Annotated in this window: 17 protein-coding genes; 12 read left to right on the plus strand and 5 right to left on the minus strand. The window is 70.2% G+C overall.

Annotation, left to right across the window (positions count from 1 at the left end; all coding sequences use genetic code 11):
• The first annotated feature begins 37 nt into the window (after positions 1-37).
• The 9 genes from ACYVKL_RS34470 to ACYVKL_RS34510 all read left to right on the plus strand — a co-directional run bounded on the left by ACYVKL_RS34470 (position 38) and on the right by ACYVKL_RS34510 (position 10,495).
• Positions 38-661: a VOC family protein gene (locus tag ACYVKL_RS34470; protein WP_379166813.1), complete on the plus strand. Its 624-nt coding sequence runs from the start codon at positions 38-40 to the stop codon at positions 659-661.
• Positions 662-788: 127 nt separating this feature from the next.
• The gene (locus ACYVKL_RS34475) at positions 789-2,747 is read left to right on the plus strand and encodes a DUF5615 family PIN-like protein (protein WP_379166811.1); all 1,959 of its coding nucleotides are present in this window, start codon (positions 789-791) and stop codon (positions 2,745-2,747) included.
• Positions 2,748-2,961: 214 nt separating this feature from the next.
• Positions 2,962-4,170, plus strand: a complete 1,209-nt coding sequence (locus ACYVKL_RS34480; RefSeq protein WP_379166809.1) for an FAD-dependent monooxygenase — start codon at positions 2,962-2,964, stop codon at positions 4,168-4,170.
• 70 nt (positions 4,171-4,240) lie between these two features.
• Positions 4,241-5,929, plus strand: a complete 1,689-nt coding sequence (locus ACYVKL_RS34485; RefSeq protein WP_379166808.1) for a methyltransferase — start codon at positions 4,241-4,243, stop codon at positions 5,927-5,929.
• Positions 5,930-6,039: 110 nt separating this feature from the next.
• The gene (locus ACYVKL_RS34490; protein ID WP_379166806.1) at positions 6,040-6,291 is read left to right on the plus strand and encodes a hypothetical protein; all 252 of its coding nucleotides are present in this window, start codon (positions 6,040-6,042) and stop codon (positions 6,289-6,291) included.
• 231 nt (positions 6,292-6,522) lie between these two features.
• Positions 6,523-7,743, plus strand: coding sequence for a cysteine desulfurase family protein (locus ACYVKL_RS34495; protein ID WP_379167894.1), 1,221 nt, complete (start codon positions 6,523-6,525; stop codon positions 7,741-7,743).
• A complete protein-coding gene (gene mnmA, locus ACYVKL_RS34500; protein ID WP_213557193.1) occupies positions 7,744-8,865 on the plus strand; it encodes a tRNA 2-thiouridine(34) synthase MnmA in 1,122 nt (373 codons plus the stop codon). It begins immediately after the preceding gene.
• The gene (locus ACYVKL_RS34505; protein WP_379166804.1) at positions 8,862-9,362 is read left to right on the plus strand and encodes a hypothetical protein; all 501 of its coding nucleotides are present in this window, start codon (positions 8,862-8,864) and stop codon (positions 9,360-9,362) included. The genes mnmA and ACYVKL_RS34505 overlap by 4 nt, the downstream gene beginning before the upstream one ends.
• A gap of 92 nt (positions 9,363-9,454) precedes the next feature.
• Entirely contained in the window at positions 9,455-10,495 is a 1,041-nt protein-coding gene (locus tag ACYVKL_RS34510; RefSeq protein WP_379166801.1) for a methionine synthase, read from the plus strand.
• Positions 10,496-10,501: 6 nt separating this feature from the next.
• Here ACYVKL_RS34510 and ACYVKL_RS34515 read toward each other — a convergent pair whose 3' ends face one another.
• Positions 10,502-11,056 carry a TetR/AcrR family transcriptional regulator gene (locus ACYVKL_RS34515; protein WP_379166798.1) on the minus strand — a complete coding sequence of 185 codons (555 nt, stop codon included), beginning with the start codon at positions 11,054-11,056 and terminating at the stop codon, positions 10,502-10,504.
• Between the two features lie 107 nt (positions 11,057-11,163).
• On the opposite strand from ACYVKL_RS34515, the gene ACYVKL_RS34520 reads away from it, so the two are divergent.
• Positions 11,164-12,012 carry an SAM-dependent methyltransferase gene (locus ACYVKL_RS34520; protein ID WP_379166796.1) on the plus strand — a complete coding sequence of 283 codons (849 nt, stop codon included), beginning with the start codon at positions 11,164-11,166 and terminating at the stop codon, positions 12,010-12,012.
• 16 nt (positions 12,013-12,028) lie between these two features.
• Here ACYVKL_RS34520 and ACYVKL_RS34525 read toward each other — a convergent pair whose 3' ends face one another.
• Both ACYVKL_RS34525 and ACYVKL_RS34530 read right to left on the minus strand, forming a co-directional pair.
• Positions 12,029-12,430, minus strand: coding sequence for a hypothetical protein (locus ACYVKL_RS34525; RefSeq protein ID WP_379166794.1), 402 nt, complete (start codon positions 12,428-12,430; stop codon positions 12,029-12,031).
• Positions 12,431-12,473: 43 nt separating this feature from the next.
• Positions 12,474-13,715 (minus strand): AAA family ATPase, encoded by a 1,242-nt coding sequence (locus ACYVKL_RS34530; protein WP_213557187.1) that lies wholly within the window; start codon positions 13,713-13,715, stop codon positions 12,474-12,476.
• Positions 13,716-14,062: 347 nt separating this feature from the next.
• Between ACYVKL_RS34530 and ligA the strand changes: the two genes are divergently transcribed.
• The gene (ligA, locus tag ACYVKL_RS34535; protein ID WP_379167892.1) at positions 14,063-16,120 is read left to right on the plus strand and encodes an NAD-dependent DNA ligase LigA; all 2,058 of its coding nucleotides are present in this window, start codon (positions 14,063-14,065) and stop codon (positions 16,118-16,120) included.
• Complete coding sequence (locus ACYVKL_RS34540) at positions 16,120-16,635, plus strand: GNAT family N-acetyltransferase (protein WP_379166792.1); 516 nt, start codon at positions 16,120-16,122, stop codon at positions 16,633-16,635. Before ligA ends, ACYVKL_RS34540 begins: the two co-directional genes overlap by 1 nt.
• Before the next feature lie 119 nt (positions 16,636-16,754).
• Here the strand turns inward: ACYVKL_RS34540 and ACYVKL_RS34545 are convergent, their stop codons facing one another.
• Positions 16,755-17,312, minus strand: coding sequence for a hypothetical protein (locus ACYVKL_RS34545; protein WP_379166790.1), 558 nt, complete (start codon positions 17,310-17,312; stop codon positions 16,755-16,757).
• Positions 17,313-17,338: 26 nt separating this feature from the next.
• Positions 17,339-17,755 carry a hypothetical protein gene (locus ACYVKL_RS34550; RefSeq protein ID WP_379166788.1) on the minus strand — a complete coding sequence of 139 codons (417 nt, stop codon included), beginning with the start codon at positions 17,753-17,755 and terminating at the stop codon, positions 17,339-17,341.
• Positions 17,756-17,863 lie beyond the last annotated feature (108 nt).

Here is a 17,863-nt window from a genome sequence, read left to right on the forward strand (position 1 = left end):
AAGCGCTGGTCAGTGCCGCGACCCTAGCGTTGCGGACATGACATCCATCGAAACCATCACTCTCGATGTCGCCGATCCCGAGGCGGCCGCCCACTTCTACGCCACCGCGTTCGGCCTGGACACCCAGTTGCGCTTCCGCGCCGCCCAGGACCCGAGCACCGGCTTCCGCGGCTACACGCTGTCGCTGACCGTCGCCCAGCCCGCCGACGCCGACGCCTACCTCGACGCGGCCGTCGCCGCGGGCGCGACGGTCGTCAAGCCCGCCACCAAATCGCTGTGGGGCTACGGCGGTGTGGTCCAGGCTCCCGATGGCGCGATCTGGAAGGTCGCGACGTCGTCGAAGAAGAACACCGGCCCGGCCGTGAAGCGTTTCGACTCGCTGGTGCTGCTGCTCGGCGTCGCGAATATCGGTGCGAGCAAACGCTTCTACGTCGACCGCGGCCTGCCCGTCGCCAAGAGCTTCGGCCCCATGTACGTCGAATTCGACGCCGGCTCATCCCCGATCAAGCTGGCGCTCTACAAGCGCCGCGCGCTCGCCAAGGACGCGGGCGTCCCTGCCGAGGGCACCGGCTCGCATCGACTGGTCATCGGTGGCGCCGCGGCCTTCACCGACCCGGACGGGTTCGCTTGGGAGTCCGCCACTCAGCCCGCCACCCGCTGATTTACCCGTCCTGTCGAACCGCCCTGGGACCGGGGGATCGAATAAGATAACGGGCAATTTGCCACATCGAGTGGCGTGTTCATTGCTCGGCCCTGATCGTTCCTTCTCACGGCAAAAGGGGATCGGTGTGCGAAACGTCAGTCTTTTCAGTCCGGTCGGATTGCGGCGGATGGTGGTGTTCGGGTGTTCCGCGGGCCTCGGTGCGGCCCTGCTGGTTTCCCCGGCGCAGGCCCAGGTGACCGGAGCGGAGGAGATCGCCCAGAAATACGACCAGTGGGGCGGCGCCTCGTCCCCGCTGGGCGGCCCGAAGGGTGACGCCCGTCCGGTGGCGGGCGGCGGCGCGGTCCGCGATTACGACGGCGGTGCCATCTACTACTCCCCGCCGACCGGCGCGCACGTGCTCTACGGCGACATTCTGGCGGACTACGAACGGCTCGGCGGACCCATGAGCGGCCTCGGGTTTCCCACCACCGACGAGGTGGTGACACCCGGCGACACCGGGCGTTTCAACGACTTCTCCGCGCCCGACGGCGCGTCGATCTACTGGGTGCCCCGGGACGCGTGGGTGGTGCGCGGTCCGATGCTGGCGGCCTATCGCAAGCTCGGCGGTCCCGCCACCGAACTCGGCCTCCCGGCCGCCGCTGCGGTCACCGACCCCGACGGCACCATCCGGCAGAAGTTCAGCGGCGACAATGGCGCCGCGGAGATCTCCTGGAACCCGAAGCACGGATTCGGCACGGCGCCCGGCGGTTTGGCCGCGGGACTGGCCGGTCTGTCCTTCCCGGGAATGAACGCCGCGCTCCCCGAGGGCTCCGTGCGATTGCCCGACGGAAATGTCCAATTCCCGGACGGTTCCATCAAATTGCCGGACGGTAGCTTCCAATTGCCGAATGGCAATACCGTGCTGCCGGACGGTTCGATCGAACTGCCGGACGGGTCGATCAGCTTGCCGGAGGGCGCGGTTCGGCTCCCGGACGGTTCGCTGCAGTACGCGAACGGTTTGATCCGGCTGCCGGACGGGGCGTTCAAGCTGCCCGAGGGCGCGGTGCAGCTGCCCGACGGCACGGTGAGAATGCCCGACGGCTCGATCACGTTCCCCAGTGGCGCGGTGAAACTGCCCGACGGTTCGTTCCAACTGCCGAGCCTGTCCGCGCCGAGCGTCGAGAAGTCCCAGGGCTGGTTCGCGAAGTTCAAGGACAAGCTGGGTTGGTGGTGGCTGCTCGCGCTGCTGGCCGTCGCGGCCGCGCTGATCGGCCTGCTGGGTCTGCTGTGGTGGGCGTGGAACAAGCTGCGCGGCGGCGGTCGTGGCGGGTCGGGTCACTCCGGCGTCGGCACGGACGTCCGGGGCCCCGCCGTGCAGGCTCCCGTCGTGGGCGCGCGGAGTCCCGTCATGGAGCAGAGTCCCACCCTGGATATGAAGGGCGCCGCCGCGAGTCTGCAGGGCGCGGGCATGACCGGTGTCGCGCAGCAGGCCGGGGGCACGGTGGCCGGCGCTCATGCGGGAATCTCCGGGCTGGGCAGGAGGGCGGGTCTGGCCGGGACTGCGGCCGCCGGGACCGCCGCGGCCGGGATGGCGGTGGCCGGTGCGCGCAAGCGGATGACCGGCGCTTCGGCGATCACCGAGCCGAGCACCATCATCAGCCGGTTGACCGGCACCGAGGCGCTCGACATGACCTATGCGGAAGCGGTGCAAGGACTTTCGCCGACCGTGGTGGGAGTGAAGCTGCTGGTCGACGAGAACCTGAGCCCCCGGATCGCCGAAAAGCTGGAAGCCGCGGGCTATGACGTCGTGCACCTGCGCGACGTGGGCTCGCAGAACGGCGACAATCGCCGGGTGCTGGCGCAGGCCAAGTCGCTGGGCCGCGCCCTGGTGACCGCCGAGCGCGCCTACGCCGACGACTTGGCCGCCGCCTCGTCCGCGCCGAGCGTGGTGGTTCTGCGCCACGCCGAGGCCACCGCCGACGACCAGGTCGTGGCGCTCCGGCAGGCGCTGCCGCGGCTGGACCAGCTGTTGTCCTCCGGAGCCCTGGTCGTGTTGTCGGATCGGCGGATCCGGGCGTGGCGGTTCCCGTTGCCGCGCGGCTAGGAACGATTCGAGCAGGCTCTACCGTGGCGTCGGCGCCGGTGCTTCGCACCCGTGCCGGCGCCATTCTTTTTGCGTGCCTTGTCCTTTTTGTGAATTTCGCGCGGCGCGCCACGAACCCATGATGTGAGCAATCCCGTATTCGACTCGTCAAGCCCAGTAACATCGGCCGCGCATTGGTCTGCGTCACCACTTTCCTTTCGGTTAGGACGGTTTCGTGAACAACGTGGAGTCGATGGGTCCCGAGTGTGGCGACATCGACACCGAGGTAGTCGTTTTGGGCGCGGGACCGGCCGGGCTGGTGCTGGCCAACCTGCTCGGCGCGGCCGGCATCGGCTGCGTGGTGCTGGAACGGCAGAGTCGCCGATGGGTCGAGAACCGATCGCGGGCAGGGTTTTTGGCTCCCGACGCGGTGGCGGTGCTGCGTACCCACGGGCTCGCCGCCGGCCTGGATCGCCGCGGTCGCGACCACGATGTGTGCGAGTTTCGAGGCGTCGACGGCGGCTTCGAATTGTGTTACGGGGAACGAGGTTCCGGCCGTCCCCACACCGTGTATCCGCAGCAGGCGCTGGTGACCGATTTGACCACCGAATTTCTGCGAGGCGGCGGCGCAGTGCATTTCGAGACGACCGCCGAATTCATCGGCGACCTCGACACCGAACGCCCCTGGGTCATGGCGCGCACCGCCGACGGCCGGGTACGGCGGGTGACCGGCAGGTACTTGGCCGGCTGTGACGGCGGCCGGGGCGTGTCGGCGGCCGCGGTGCCCGCGCGCACCGCGGTGCGCGACCACGGCATCACCTGGCTGGCACTGCTGGTGCAGGCCCCGCCGAGCTCCCCGAACGTCCTCTACGGCGTGCACCCCGACGGCTTCGCCGGGCAGATGCCGCGTACCCCGGACGTCACCCGGTACTACCTGCAATGCGACCCGTCCGACACCGTCGAGGACTGGGACGACGAGCGCGTCTGGGAAGCGCTGGGTCGGCGCCTGCACGCCCACCGGCACGGGCCGCTGGCCGAGGGCCCGATCGTGGAACGCGGCCTGGTGCGGTTGCGTTCGGAGATCCGGGATCGCCTGCGGCACGGTCGATTACTACTGGCGGGCGATGCCGCCACCGCGATCAGTCCCTCGGCCGCCAAGGGCGCCAACCTGGCGATCCTGGGCGCCGAGCTGCTCGCCCACGCGCTGTCGGACGCGTTGCGCGGCGGCGACCTCAGCGGCCTCGGCCAGTACTGCGCCGACTACACCCCGATGATCGAACGGGCCCAAGAGTTTTCGCATTGGATGATCGATCTGCTCCATCCCCCGGCCGCGGACGATCCGCATGCCGACTACCATCGCGTGCTGCGCCGGGCGCGACTGCGTGATCTCGCGGTCTCCCGCGCGCACCAGGACTTCTTCTCCGACAAATACGTCGGCCTCTGACATCTCGTCAACCCCAATTTTCCTGTCCCACAACTGAATACCTTTGTTCGCCATCCCCTCAGGAGGACGCGTGACTCCCGCGCTGATAGCGCATGCCGAGCTCGACTCGTTCGATCTCGACCAGTTGGATACCGCGGCGAGATTCGCCGCGGCGCACGACACCGGGGCGGTGCTGAGCCTCATGCTGCCCGGCCTGGCCGCCGCCGACCGGGCCGCGATCATGGCTCGCACCCGCTTCGCCCACACCGCCGTCCTGGTGTTCCCGCCGGATCTGGAGGTGCTCACCCGCACGCTGGCCGACCGCGGACTGAGCGCGGGTGCGCCCACCCCGAGCATGGTGGTCCGATCCCGCCTGGCCGACCGCTACAGCGTCCCAGCCGACTCGCTGGACGTGCAGATCGTGCGGACGCCGGTGCCCAGCCCCGACGGCGATCCCCGGTTACTGGAGATCTTCGCCTTGGTGGGCACAGCGGGCCACCCGCGGACCGGGATCGCGGCGGCCGAACGCGCCGCGGGTTACGAAGCCCATCTGGCGCTCGAGGTCGCCAACGCCGACACCGTCGAGCTGGCCGGGTTGTGCGCGCTGCTGCTGCACAAGAACCGCATGCACGCCGACGGCGGCGGCTACAACAGCCACGAGCACGCGACGGTGCTCTACTTCCGCACCACCGCCGCCGACCGGCCCTATCAGCGGCTGGAACTGCATGTGGCCGGGCAGCATTCGTCGGTGCTGGCCGCGCACTGCGGCGTCTCCCACGACGCGCCGACTCGGCTGCTGCGCTTGATGACCGGGGCCTGGGCCACCCAGGCGCTCGCGGCTACCGCCACCCTGGGCGTGGCCGATCGGCTGGCGGCCGCCCCCGGCGCGCCGGTCGCCGAGCTGGCCGCGCTGACCGCCACCGATGTCGACAGCCTCTCGCGGTTGTTGCGCTACCTGGCCGAACTCGACATCGTGCGGCCCCGCGACGCGGGCTACGAACTGACCGAGGCCGGGTCGCTGCTGTCGAGTACAGCCGCGCAATCCCTGCAGCCGTTGGCGCGACTGTACGGGGGAGCGTTCTACGAGTCCTTCGCCCACCTCGATCACGCGGTGCGCACCGGCGCCGCCGGATTCGACCACCACTTCGGCCGCCATCATTTCGAGTACTTCTCCCAAACCCCCGCCGGGACAGAACTTTTCGACACCGCCATGGCCGCCGGCGCGGCCATCTTCGGTCATGTCGGCGAACTGATCGCGCTCTGTGGCGGCGATACCGTCGTCGACATCGCCGGCGGCAACGGCACCCTGCTGGCCACCCTGCTGCGCGACGCTCCCGGCGCGCGCGGGGTGCTGCTGGAGCGGGCCTCGGCGCTGGCCGCCGCCCGCGTGGCCCTGGAGCGGGCCGACTGCCTGCCCCGATGTCGTTTGCTGGAAGGCGATTTCACCGCCGAAGTCCCCGGCGGCGGCGACGTCTACCTGCTGTCGCGGGTGCTGCACGACTGGGACGACGACCGCTGCCGCACCATCCTGTCCCGCTGCGCCGCCGCCATGCCCGACCACGCCCGCCTCTACGTCATCGAACGACTCCTGCCCGACGATGACGCTCCCTCTCTGGCCCCGGCCTGGGATGTCCACATGCTCTGCAATGTGGGCGGCCGGGAACGCACCCTCACCCACTACCGCGAGCTGGCCGCCACCGCGGGGCTGACCGTCGACCGAACCTGCTCGCTGCCCTTGGATTTCTCGATGATCGAGCTGAGTCACACCGTCATGGCCTGACGCCCGGGCTCGGATCTCCTGTCAGCGCGCTGTCGGTGGACTGTCAGCGCGCGCCGACATCGTCGTGTGTGTGCCGGAGATACGGCACGCACACGACGCAGGAGGACACGATGAACGCCAACTCGGCGATCGCCCGGCTGGAAATGCCGGCGACCCGGATGCAGCCCGCCGCCGCGCGCGGTGACCGGACGGCCCAGGACTGGCTGACCGAGGTGCGGACAGCCATTCTCGAACTGCGCCGACAGTCCGCGCAGGCGCCGCGGTCGGGCGGCGGTTTCCTGGAATCGGTCGGTCAGGGCCTGGCCCTGGGCGCCGGCTTCGCGGTCGGCGAGGAGATCGTCGACGACCTCTTCGACTGGTGAATCCCGGCCCGAGGCCGCCCGATCCGGTGCCGCCGGGCATGACTTGCGTCACAGGTGAACCCGGGCAGGTGGGAGCTCGTGCCAACGACGGGGTCGGTGGTCGGTGGCGTGGCGTCGGCACCGGGAGCGGAGGCGATCGTGTGGGCTCGGGTCCCGACACGCTGGCCGTGGCGGCCGGTGCGGGCATGGCGGGAATATCGGGTCGACGGCGGCCGCTATCCTTGGACGGTCATGAAGTCGGCTTTCCCGGGTCCAAGCAATGCCCACACGGTCTACCTCGATCACGCGGCGACTACACCGATGTTTCCGGTCGCGGTCGAGGCCATGTGTGCTGCGCTGGGGATGACCGGCAACGCGTCGTCGTTGCACGGGTCGGGACGGGCCGCTCGGCGGCTGCTCGAGGAGGCTCGGGAGTCGATCGCGGCGGGGCTGGGGGCACGGCCCTCGGAGGTCATCTTCACCTCGGGCGGGACCGAGAGCGACAATCTCGCCGTCAAGGGGATCTACTGGGCTCGGCGTGACGCCGACCCGAAGCGCAACCGAATCCTGGTGAGTGCGGTCGAGCATCACGCGGTGCTGGACACCGTGGAGTGGCTCGAGCAGCATGAGGGAGCCCGGATCACATGGCTGGAGTGCGACGCCGAGGGTGTCGTCTCGCCGCGGATCCTGCGCGACGCGCTGGCCGAGTACGCCGACGAGACGGCGCTGGTCAGTGTCATGTGGGCCAACAACGAGGTCGGGACCATCCAGCCGATCCCGGAATTGGCCGCGGTGGCACAGGAGTTCGACGTCCCCATGCACAGCGACGCGGTGCAGGCGGCCGCGCAGCTGCCCATCGATTTCGCGCGCAGCGGGCTGGCCGCGGCCAGCTTCGCGGGCCACAAGGTGGGCGGGCCGCACGGGGTCGGCGTGCTGCTGCTGGGCCGGCAGGTGCCGGCGGTGTCGCTGCTGCACGGCGGCGGGCACGAGCGGGACCTGCGCTCGGGCACCTCGGATGTGCCGGCGGCGGTGAGCCTGGCCGCGGCGATCCGCGAGACCGTGGCGGGCCTGGAGCTGCGCGCGGTGGACCTGGAGCGGCTGCGGGACCGGCTCATCGACGGCGTGCGCGCCGCGGTGCCGGACGCGGTGCTCAACGGGGCGACCGGTGAGCTGCGGCTGCCGGGCAACGCCCACTTCACGTTCCCCGGCTGCGAGGGCGACTCGCTGCTGATGCTGCTCGACGCCGCCGGGATCGAATGCTCGACCGGATCCGCGTGCAATGCCGGAGTCGCCGGACCCTCCCATGTGCTGCTGGCCATGGGCGTGGAACCGGCGCGGGCGCGCGGATCCCTGCGATTCTCATTGGGACACAATTCGACCGACGCCGATATCGATGCCCTGCTGGCGGTGCTGCCGCAGGTGGTGGAGCGGGCGAAGGCGGCCGGACTGGCCGGAGCGAAGGGAGGCTTCTAGATGCGAGTACTTGCCGCGATGAGTGGTGGCGTGGATTCCGCCGTGGCGGCCGCCCGCGCCGTGGACGCCGGCCACGAGGTGGTCGGTGTGCACTTGGCGCTGTCCGCGAATCCGGGCACGCTACGCACCGGATCGCGGGGCTGCTGCTCCAAGGAGGACTCCGGCGACGCCCGCCGGGCCGCCGACGTGCTCGGAATCCCCTTCTACGTCTGGGATTTCGCCGACCGGTTCAAGGAGGACGTGATCGACGACTTCGTCGCCGCGTACGCCGCCGGTGAGACCCCCAACCCGTGCCTGCGCTGCAACGAGAAGATCAAGTTCTCGGCACTCGCCGACCGCGCGGTGGCGCTGGGCTTCGACGCCGTGGTCACCGGGCACTACGCGCGGCTGGAAGACGGCGTGCTGCGCCGGGCCGTCGATGCCGACAAGGACCAGTCCTACGTGCTGGCCGTGCTGACCGCCGACCAGCTCTCGCGCGCCATGTTCCCCGTCGGCGACACCCCCAAGCCGCGGATCCGCGAGGAGGCCGCCGAGCGAGGGCTGGCCGTCGCCAACAAGCCCGACAGCCACGACATCTGCTTCATCCCCTCCGGTGACACCCAGGCCTTCCTGGGCGCGAAGATCGGCATCCGGCCCGGCGCGGTCCTCGACGCCGACGGCACCAAGCTCGCCGATCACGAAGGCGTGCACGGTTTCACCATCGGCCAGCGCAAGGGTCTGGGCCTGCCCGGCCCGGCCGCCGACGGCAAGCCGCGCTACGTCACCGGCATCGACCCGGTCTCCGGCGACGTGCACGTGGGTTCGGCCAAGGACCTCGAGGTGTGGACGGTGCTGGCCGACCGCGCCATCTGGACCTCCGGCGACACCCCTTCCGGCCCGATCGAATGCGTCGCCCAGGTGCGCGCGCACGGCGGCACCGCCCCCGCGGTCGCCGAGGCCGTGGACGGTGGCCTGGTGGTGCGACTGCGCGAGCCGCTGACCGGTGTGGCCCGCGGCCAGGCCGTGGTGCTCTACCGTCCCGACGCGGACGGCGACGAGGTGCTGGGCAGCGGCACCATTTCCGGCACCGAACGCGAACCTCATTCGTACGCAAGCGAACTGGTCTCGGATAGCGCCCGGTGAGCGACCGTCATTCGCGCAGTGCCGCGAAGTCATATGTGGCGCAACAGGTTCGACCGCTCTTCGGTGGTCGGATCGTGTGGCGCACCGGATTGGCCCAGCCGGCGACGCTGCGCCCGCGGCGCGGTCCGGGCAAGGTCCGGCTGGGTACGCGCAGCGCCGCCGGTCGGGCGGCCGCCGATCAGGCCGGGCAGCCCGCCCGCACCGACACCGGCGAATTCCAGCCCGGTGAGGCGCAACCCGGCCCGGAGGGCCCCGGCGACGTGACCACCGGTCCCGCCGCGGACCGGCACCCGGACCCCGCGGGTCGCAAGCGGACCGGCGTGATCGTCCCGGTCGTCCCGTACGCCGAGCGTGGCCGGATCGCCACCGGCCCGGCCGCGCCCACCGAGGGCGCCGACCGTGCGGGCAAGACCTGGGACTGGTTCGTGAACGCCACCGCCTGGGACTGGTACACGAATTCGAGCGACAAGACCGATCGCGGCGATGCGGGCGCGTAGCCGCCGCTCCCGGATGGGTGACGGCGGTGGTCGATCCTGTAGTGGCTCAGGGCTTTCGGAATTTTCCGTGCTAGTGGATCGGGGTGGCCGGGTTGGCTGACGAGGTGGCAGCGGTGCTGCGTGGCGGGGTCGCGACCGGGGTGGGCTCGTGGCCGGGCACCGACGCGCGCGAGGCCGCGGCGACCGTGGTGGGGGAGTTGGGTCAGCTGCCGCATCTGGTGGAGCTGCCCGCGCGCGGGGTGGGCGCGGATATGGTCGGCCGGGTGTCCGGGCTGCTGGTGGACATGCAGTTCGACAGCACGACCCGGGGGTATCGGCTGGGGCCGCGCCCGGGCGCGGTGTCGCGGCGGGCCAACGATCTGCTGCGCACCGATCTGGACGCGCTCGAAGAGGCTTGGGAAACAGGTGGTTTGGCCGGATCCGGGCATCCGGTGAAGGTGCAGGTGGCGGGACCGCTGTCGGTGGCCGCCGAGGTGGAGCTGCCGGGCGGACATCGGATCCTGACCGATTCCGGTGCACTGCGCGACCTTTCGGAGTCGCTGGCCGAGGGCATCGCCGCGCATGTGGCCGAGGTGGGCAAGCGGCTGGGCGCGCCGGTCGTGCTGCAGATCGACGAGCCGCATCTGACGGCCGTGCTGAACGGCGCGCTGAAGGGCGTGAGCGTCATGAACACCGTGCGCGCCATGCCCGAACCCGAGGCGCTGCACATCCTCGACACCGTGGCCGGGAAACAGTCCGTGCCGGTGCTGGTGCATACCTGCGCCGATCGTCCCGCGCTCGGTTTCCTGCGCAAGAGCTCCGCGGCCGCCGTCGGTTTCGACCTGGCCGCGATCGGCTCCTCCGATCTCGACCGGATCGGCGAATTGCTGGACAGCGGAAAGCATCTGGTGCTCGGCCTGGTCCCCACCACCGAGCCCGCCAAGCCGGTCACCTGGCGGGAGATCGCCGAACCCGGTGTGCGACTGATGGATCGGCTGGGTTTCCCGCGCCGTCTGCTGGCCGAGCAGATCCTGGTCTCCCCGGCCTGCGGTCTCGCCGGGGCCCCGCTGTCGTGGGCGCGCCGCGCGGTGAGTCTGGCAGCGGAGACCGCGAGCGCCTACGCCGACGAACCGGAATCGCTGACCTTCGAGTAGCCGCCGCTACATCCGCTCGACGATGTCCAGCGCGATGGCCACGGCCGCCGCGTTGCTCTCCTCGTCGGTCAGGTCGAGGTCGCCCATCATCGACAGGCTCCAGCTGATGGCCAGCAGCGCCTGCCGCGCGTGGAACGCGGCCAGCGGTTCCCGGCTGGGCGCGGTCATCAGGTCGGCGAGCACCCGGAACTGGTAGCGCAGGCTGGTCCCGAAGCCGAGATCGCGGAACGCGGGCTGGTTCTCGTGCCAGAACCGGATCATGTCCTTGCCCAGGCTGTGCAGCAGCGCCCCGTACCGGACCACGATCTCGCGCGCCCGCTCCGGCCCTTCCGGCGCGGCCTCGGCCCAGCGCACGATCTCGTCGACGCCGCCGCGCAGATCCTCCGACAGGCTGGCGACAATGTCTTCCTTGGTCCGGAAGTGGTAGTACAGCGCGGCTTTGGTGACTCCCAGACGTTCGGCGATCTCTCGCAACGAGGTCTTTTCATACCCGTGCTCCGAGAACAACTCCATGGCGACGGACCGAATCCGCTCCCGCGTGTCACTACGACGCCCGTCCATCGAGTCCTTCCATTTGCTTGACGCCCGGCTAGGAGGAGCCTAGCGTCTCCAGCACCGGCAGATACCTAGCCGGGCGACAAGTTAATTCAGGTGGGGAGTGGCAGAACATGACTGAAGCAGCAGCGAAAGTGCCGGTCGACGGCGTGGCAATGACGGCGATCGGGGTGGCCGTGATCAGAGCGCGGGAGTCCGAGCGCCCCGACCGCCTCTACGACGACCCGCAGGCCGCGGCGTTCGTGACCGCCGCCCGCGCGGGTTTCGAGCCGGACCGCTGGGCCCGGGTGCAGGCCGTGGCCGACCAGTTCTACGAGGGCCGCACCATCGGCGTGCATCTGGTCGACGAACGATTCCGGGCGGCGATCGCCGCGGGCTGCCGCCAGATCGTGGTCCTGGGTGCGGGTTTGGACACCCGCGCCTACCGCATGGCCCTCCCGCCCGACACCCACGTCTTCGAGATCGACCTCCCCGAACTCTTCGCCTTCAAGGAGCCGGTCCTCGCCGCCACCCCCGCCACCCCGACCTGCCACCGCCATGTCGTCATCGCCGACCTCCGTGACGACTGGCGAAAAGCCTTGCTGTCGGCCGGTTTCGACCCGTCCGCACCCGCCTACTGGGTCGACGAGGGCTCCCTCGGCTACCTGAACCAGGACTGGAACCAGCGCGTGGTCCTCACCGTCACCGAACTCTCCGCCCCCGGAAGCCGTTTCGGCGCGGCCCGCTACGTCGTCGACCCCGACGCACCCCAGTACCGAGACCTCCGCCGCCTGGTCGCCGGCGACAACGCCCCCGACCCCGCTCCCGCCCCATCGACCCCCGACTTCGACGTGCCAGCCTGGCTCGAAGACATCGGCTGGTCCACCGAATTCCACAGCTGGAACGACATGACCGCCCACCTCCCCCGCCCCGCGGGCACCCTCGACCCCCGTATCGGCAATATCGCGGCCATCCGCCGCTGACCTTCCGGCCGGAGGATCAGTAGCCCTGATCCTTCGGCCGCTTGGAGCCGAAGTACGGGCGGGCGCCCGGGTGGCCGAGCTGCCATTTGTCGGGCTTGCCGGAGGGGTAGGCGACGGGGATCTGGTCGCCGATGGACGGCCACTGGTTGACGTCCCAGGCGAAGCGGCCGTAGACCTCGTGGGCCACCACCGTGGGGCCGGAGATGCTGCCGCTGATGGTGACGTACTGCTCGCCGGGCTCGTTGGGGCGCGGGCTGACGCCGGTGACGTGCAGGGTGCCGGGTTCCAGTTCGGCGGGTGCGGAGCCGCCGAAGCCGGGGAGCGCGCGGGAACCGCCGCCGTTGGCGCGACGGTAGTACATCAGCGTCGCGGCCAGGGCGCCGCCGATCATCAGGACGAACGCTAGCTGGATGAGCATGAACTCCATGCTAGGCGGCGTGGAGTTCGGCCCCGGGACGCGGCTAGTGGGCGGTGAGTTCGGACACGCCGTGCTGGCGGCGCAGCTGCCAGACCGTGGTGCGCTTGGACTGGGAGCGGCCGTTACCGCGGTCGATCAGGGTGCGGTTGGCGGTGGTGAACACCAACTGCGCGCCCTGGGTGTTGGTTTCGGGGTTCTGGAACAGCTGGATGAGGCTGTCGGCGGTCTCGGGGGTGAGCGCGGCGTCGATGTCGTCGACGGCCAGCACGCCGCCGGTGTCGAGGGCGTCGAGCATGGGCGGCAGCAGGCGCAGCATGGCCAGGGTGGAGCTGGACTCGTCGGTGATGTCGAAGGCGGTCTCGATGCCCTCGTGGGTCAGGCCCAGGCCGACACCGCGGCGCGCCACCATGCGGGAGTAGAGCGCGTCGCGGGCGGCGTAGAGGTTGGCCAGTTCGCGTTGCAGCAGGGTGACGGTGATGCCGTGTTCGAGGAACATCTCCTCGGCGTAGTTCGCCGAGACCGTGCAGTTCTCGATTTCCTTTGTGGTGGACGCGATATCGGTGTCCAGGTCCCGCAGGTAGTCGGCGTACATGGGGTCGTCGGAGGGCAGCAGCAGATCGGTGATGCCCAGGTCGGCGCCGCGCAGCAGGGTGAGCAGGCGCACCGCGTGATCGGTGGAGCGGGAGATGTGCGAGCCGACGCGGTGCGCGATCTCCTGCGGATCCGGTTGCCCGCACTGCACTTCCAGCAGCGACTGGAACCAGCGGTAGGCCGGGACCAGCGGTTCGGCGTACAACTGCCCGGACAGGCTGAGCAGCAGCGCGTTCGGGCGCACCAGCGGCACCACGGCACCCAATCCGTACCGGGCGGCCTCGAACATCGGCCCGATGCGGATGTCGTCACCGGCGCGTTCGAAGACCACACGCTTGCGGTTGTGCGGATGCGAGTGCAGCCATTCCGCGGCCACGTCGGCGTTGTCGAGCCGGAAACCGTAGGTGTACGGGCAGCCCTCGGCGACGAAGTTGGCCACGAATTCCGAAGGGCGATCCGAGAATCCGAGGTGCGGGGTGCGGTCGGGTCCGGAGTACGGATCCCAGCCGGTGACCGAGTTCAGCACGGCGTCGCGCATGCGGTCGAGCGCGTCGATGAGGCCGGTCTTGCCGGTGGCGGCCGCGCCGTACACGGCGGTGACCGGTGTGGCGACCGGTCCGCTACCCCGGGTCAGCCGCAGTTCCTGCGGTTCGGCGAGGGACCGATGGTTCGTCACCTGAAAACTACGCAACACCCTGGACATCCTGCCGGTCGCGGGTCGGAAATGCGACTCACCTTATTCGGACGTGCTGGTCGGATTGCGCGCGGCCCGCGAATGACGCTGGGCGGCACCGCGAAAGGGCCCCGCGGAATGCGTGCCGCGGTCCTCGCGCAGCGACGGCTCGCCGAAAAATCGCCCGCGATCGACGGGCGCGGCGACGTCGGATCGCGGGCGGCCCGGTCGGGTCACCGGACCGGCGGCGATCCGCGCGCACAGGGTGCGACGTGCGGGAATGTTGATCAAACCTGTCGGCGGGGCGGGATAGAGTGCCTGCTGTGAGCGAATCGGGCAACGACATCACCACCGCGAGCGGGGACGAGATCACCGCGGCGAGCGGGGACGAGCGGGTCGAGTGGCAGCGGCTGGCGGAGGAGGTCCGCGACCACCAGTTCCGCTACTACGTGCGGGACGCGCCGATCATCACCGACGGCGAGTTCGACGAGCTGTTCAACCGCCTGGTGGCGCTCGAGGAGACGCATCCGGATCTACGGACCCCGGATTCGCCGACCCAGCTCGTCGGCGGCGGCTTCACCACCGCGTTCGCGCCCGTGGATCACCTGGAGCGGATGTACTCGCTGGACAACGTGTTCAACGAGGACGAGATGCGCCAGTGGATCGCCAAGGTGGAGGCCGACGCCGGCGCCGGGCTGCACTACGTGTGCGAGGTGAAGATCGACGGTGTCGCCCTCAACCTGGTGTACGAGGACGGCAAGCTGGTGCGCGGCGCCACCCGCGGCGACGGCCGCACCGGCGAGGACGTCACCCTCAACGCCCGCACCATCGAGGACATCCCGCACGAGCTGACCCACAGCGACGAGTTCCCGGTCCCGAAGCTGCTCGAAGTGCGCGGCGAGGCGTTCATGACGCTGGCCGACTTCGAGGCGCTCAACGCCTCCATCGTCGCGGAAGGCAAGGCGCCGTACGCGAATCCGCGCAATACCGCGGCCGGTTCGCTGCGGCAGAAGGATCCGGCGGTGACGGCGCGGCGGCGGCTGCGGATGATCTGCCACGGCTTCGGCCGCCTGGAGGGTTTCGCGCCGGAGTCGCAGCACGAGGCGTATCGCGCGCTGGCCGCGTGGGGGCTGCCGGTGTCGGCGCACACGGTGCGGGTGCAGGGCGCGGACGCGGTGATCGACCGCGTCGACTATTGGGGCGAACACCGCCACGACATCGAGCACGAGATCGACGGCCAGGTCGTCAAGGTCGACGAGTTCAGCCTGCAGCGCCGCCTGGGCGCGACCTCGCGCGCGCCGCGCTGGGCCATCGCCTACAAGTATCCACCGGAGGAAGCCACCACCAAGCTGCTCGACATTCAGGTGAATGTCGGTCGCACGGGCCGGGTTACGCCGTTCGCGGTGATGCAGCCGGTGACGGTCGCGGGTTCCACGGTCGCCATGGCCACCCTGCACAACGCCTTTGAGGTGCAGCGGAAAGGCGTATTGATCGGCGACACCGTCACCATCCGCAAGGCCGGTGACGTGATTCCCGAGGTGCTGGGCCCGGTGGTGGACGCGCGCGACGGTTCCGAGCGCGCCTTCGTGATGCCGACACACTGCCCCGAGTGCGGCACCGAGCTGGCTCCGGCCAAGGAGGGCGACGCCGATATCCGCTGCCCCAATCAGCAGTACTGCCCGGCGCAGTTGCGGGAGCGGGTGTTCCACGTGGCCGGGCGCGGCGCGTTCGATATCGAGGCGCTGGGCTACGAGGCCGCCATCGACCTGCTGAAGTCGGGCGCGATCGCCGACGAGGGCGACCTGTTCTCCCTGGACGAGGACACGCTGCTCACCACCACGCTGTTCACCAACAAGAGCGGCACCTTGTCGCAGAACGGCAAACGGCTGCTGGAGAACCTGGAGTCGGCCAAGGACCGCCCGCTGTGGCGCGTCCTGGTCGGCCTGTCCATCCGGCACGCGGGTCCGACCGCGGCCCGCGCCCTGGCCACCGCCTTCGGCAGCATGGACCGCATTCGCGAGGCCTCGGCCGAGGAACTGGCCGCCACCGACGGCGTCGGCCCGACCATCGCCGCCGCGGTCACCGAATGGTTCACCGTGCCTTGGCATCTCGACATCGTCGACAAGTGGGCCGCGGCCGGTGTCCGCATGGAGGACGAACGCGACGAGTCCATCGAACGCAACCTCGAGGGCCTGTCCATCGTGGTGACCGGTTCGCTGGAGGGCTTCACGCGCGACGGCGCGAAGGAAGCCATCCTCATCCGCGGCGGCAAGGCCGCCGGATCGGTCTCCAAGAAAACGGCTTTCGTGGTGATCGGTGACGCCCCGGGTTCCAAGGCCGCCAAGGCCGAGGAACTGGGTGTGCCGATCCTCGACGAGGCAGGCTTCGTCAAGCTGCTCGAGGGTGGCCCCGAGGCAGTCGCCTGATGGCATCGGAAGCGAACGAGGTACAGATCCGTGATGCCGAGGCCGCGGATTTCGCGGCCGTCGGCGACCTGACCGTCGAGGTGTACGTGGGCGAGGGTCACGTCGACCCCGAAAGCCCCTATGTCGCAGAGCTCGCCGACACCGCCACCCGCGCGGCGTCGGCCGAGATTCTGGTCGCGGTGCGCGGTGACGAGTTGCTCGGCTCCCTGACCATGGCCCGGCCGGGCACCGCCTTCGCCGACATCGCGCGCCCGGGTGAGCTGGAGTTCCGGATGCTCGCGGTGTCCAAGCGTGCCCGGGGCCTCGGCATCGGCCGCGCCCTGCTGGAACGGGTGGTCGACACCGCCCGCGCCGAGGGCTTCGACGCGGTGGTCCTCACCACCATGCCGACCATGCAGGACGCGCGCCGCATGTACGACCGGTTCGGTTTTGCGCATGTGCCGGAACGGGATTGGTCGACCGGTTCGGGACTGCCGCTGACCGTCATGCGGCTGGCGACTGCACCGGGGGAGTAGGCCGCTTCGACTGTGCCGCGGCCGCACGACCGGGCTTCAGAGGAGCGCGGCGGACCGGCTCGGCCGTGGGGCCGAGTCGGCCGGCCTCGCGGGCCCGCCGAGTGTTCGGCGGGCGAAGCTCACGTGAGTACGCCGTCTATGCAGAGTGACGCGGTGCGCCAGGTGGGGGCTGGGCGGGTGCCGTCGAAACTCCATCCGGCGATGGGTTCGGCGGCCTTCCACAGCAGCACGTCACCGGGGAGACGGACCACTTGGTACACGTCGTCGGTGCCCGGGATGAGCTGGTTGCCGACGCAGTAGTCGGTGTAGCTGGTGCCGGGTTGCCGTGCGCCCGGGCTGAATTGGCCGACGGGGCTGCCCTGCGCGCCCGGAGTCCGGACGGTCGCCGGTCGATCGGTGTCGGCTCCCGTGAACCAGTACGGCGCGCCCGCGTCGGTGCCGCAGCGGAAGGTGGTGCCGCCCGCGATGACGGTGCTGTCCTGCGGGTGAGTCGTTCCCGCCCAGAGACATCCGGCACGGGCGCGGCGTTCGGCGGGTTCGGCTTCGGCGGCCGCGGCGAGCGGCAGCCCGGCGACGGTCAGGGCGGCGATGGCGATGGGTGCGGTGGCCGCTCGCCGGAGGCGTCGCGGGGTGCGTGGCTCGGTCGCGGTGGTGGGCGTCCCGGTGGTGGTGGGCATGGTGGCTCCCTGGTCTCGGTGTGCGGTCAGCAGTGGCTCGCGTGCGCCGGGCAGACGGTGTAGCCGGAACCGTCCGCGTTCCAGGTGGGCGTCCAGGTGGCGGGGTTGTTCGCGCCGGCGCGGGTCGGCTGTTCGCTCGGCGGGCGGGTCGCGCCGGGTGGCCGCGGGTGCTGGTTCTGGAGAACGGGATTGGTGTCGGTGTGGTGGAAGCCGAGTGGATCGCTCGCGTGGATTCCGCTGTGGTCATTGCCGTGGTTGACGATTCCGGGCCGGTTGCCGCCGGCGCCGGGCGACCTCGACGAGTCGGAGTTTCCGGGCGGGTTGCCGCCGTACGAGATGGTTGCGGCGGCTGCCGGTCCGGCGGCGAACACGGTGGCGCCGGCCAGCGGGACGAGGAGCAGGGCGAGTCGGTGGGTTCGGCGTGGTCGATCGGCGTGCTGCATGGCGTCGTTGCCTCTCTGATCTACTAAGCACGACCGTAGATCAGCTACGTAGAAGAATCGTAGGTAAAACCTGGGAATCTACTAAGTGACTACGTAGAAGACGCACTG

Source organism: Nocardia tengchongensis (assembly GCF_054781395.1).

Excerpts from the sequence above, each read along its gene's own strand:
- ACYVKL_RS34470 (WP_379166813.1), top strand. The coding sequence starts at position 38 with ATGACATCCATCGAAACCATCACTCTCGATGTCGCCGATCCCGAGGCG.
- ACYVKL_RS34490 (WP_379166806.1), top strand. The coding sequence starts at position 6,040 with ATGAACGCCAACTCGGCGATCGCCCGGCTGGAAATGCCGGCGACCCGG.
- ACYVKL_RS34495 (WP_379167894.1), top strand. The coding sequence starts at position 6,523 with ATGAAGTCGGCTTTCCCGGGTCCAAGCAATGCCCACACGGTCTACCTC.
- mnmA (WP_213557193.1), top strand. The coding sequence starts at position 7,744 with ATGCGAGTACTTGCCGCGATGAGTGGTGGCGTGGATTCCGCCGTGGCG.
- ACYVKL_RS34515 (WP_379166798.1), bottom strand. The coding sequence starts at position 11,056 with ATGGACGGGCGTCGTAGTGACACGCGGGAGCGGATTCGGTCCGTCGCC.
- ACYVKL_RS34520 (WP_379166796.1), top strand. The coding sequence starts at position 11,164 with ATGACTGAAGCAGCAGCGAAAGTGCCGGTCGACGGCGTGGCAATGACG.
- ACYVKL_RS34525 (WP_379166794.1), bottom strand. The coding sequence starts at position 12,430 with ATGCTCATCCAGCTAGCGTTCGTCCTGATGATCGGCGGCGCCCTGGCC.
- ACYVKL_RS34540 (WP_379166792.1), top strand. The coding sequence starts at position 16,120 with ATGGCATCGGAAGCGAACGAGGTACAGATCCGTGATGCCGAGGCCGCG.
- ACYVKL_RS34545 (WP_379166790.1), bottom strand. The coding sequence starts at position 17,312 with ATGCCCACCACCACCGGGACGCCCACCACCGCGACCGAGCCACGCACC.
- ACYVKL_RS34550 (WP_379166788.1), bottom strand. The coding sequence starts at position 17,755 with ATGCAGCACGCCGATCGACCACGCCGAACCCACCGACTCGCCCTGCTC.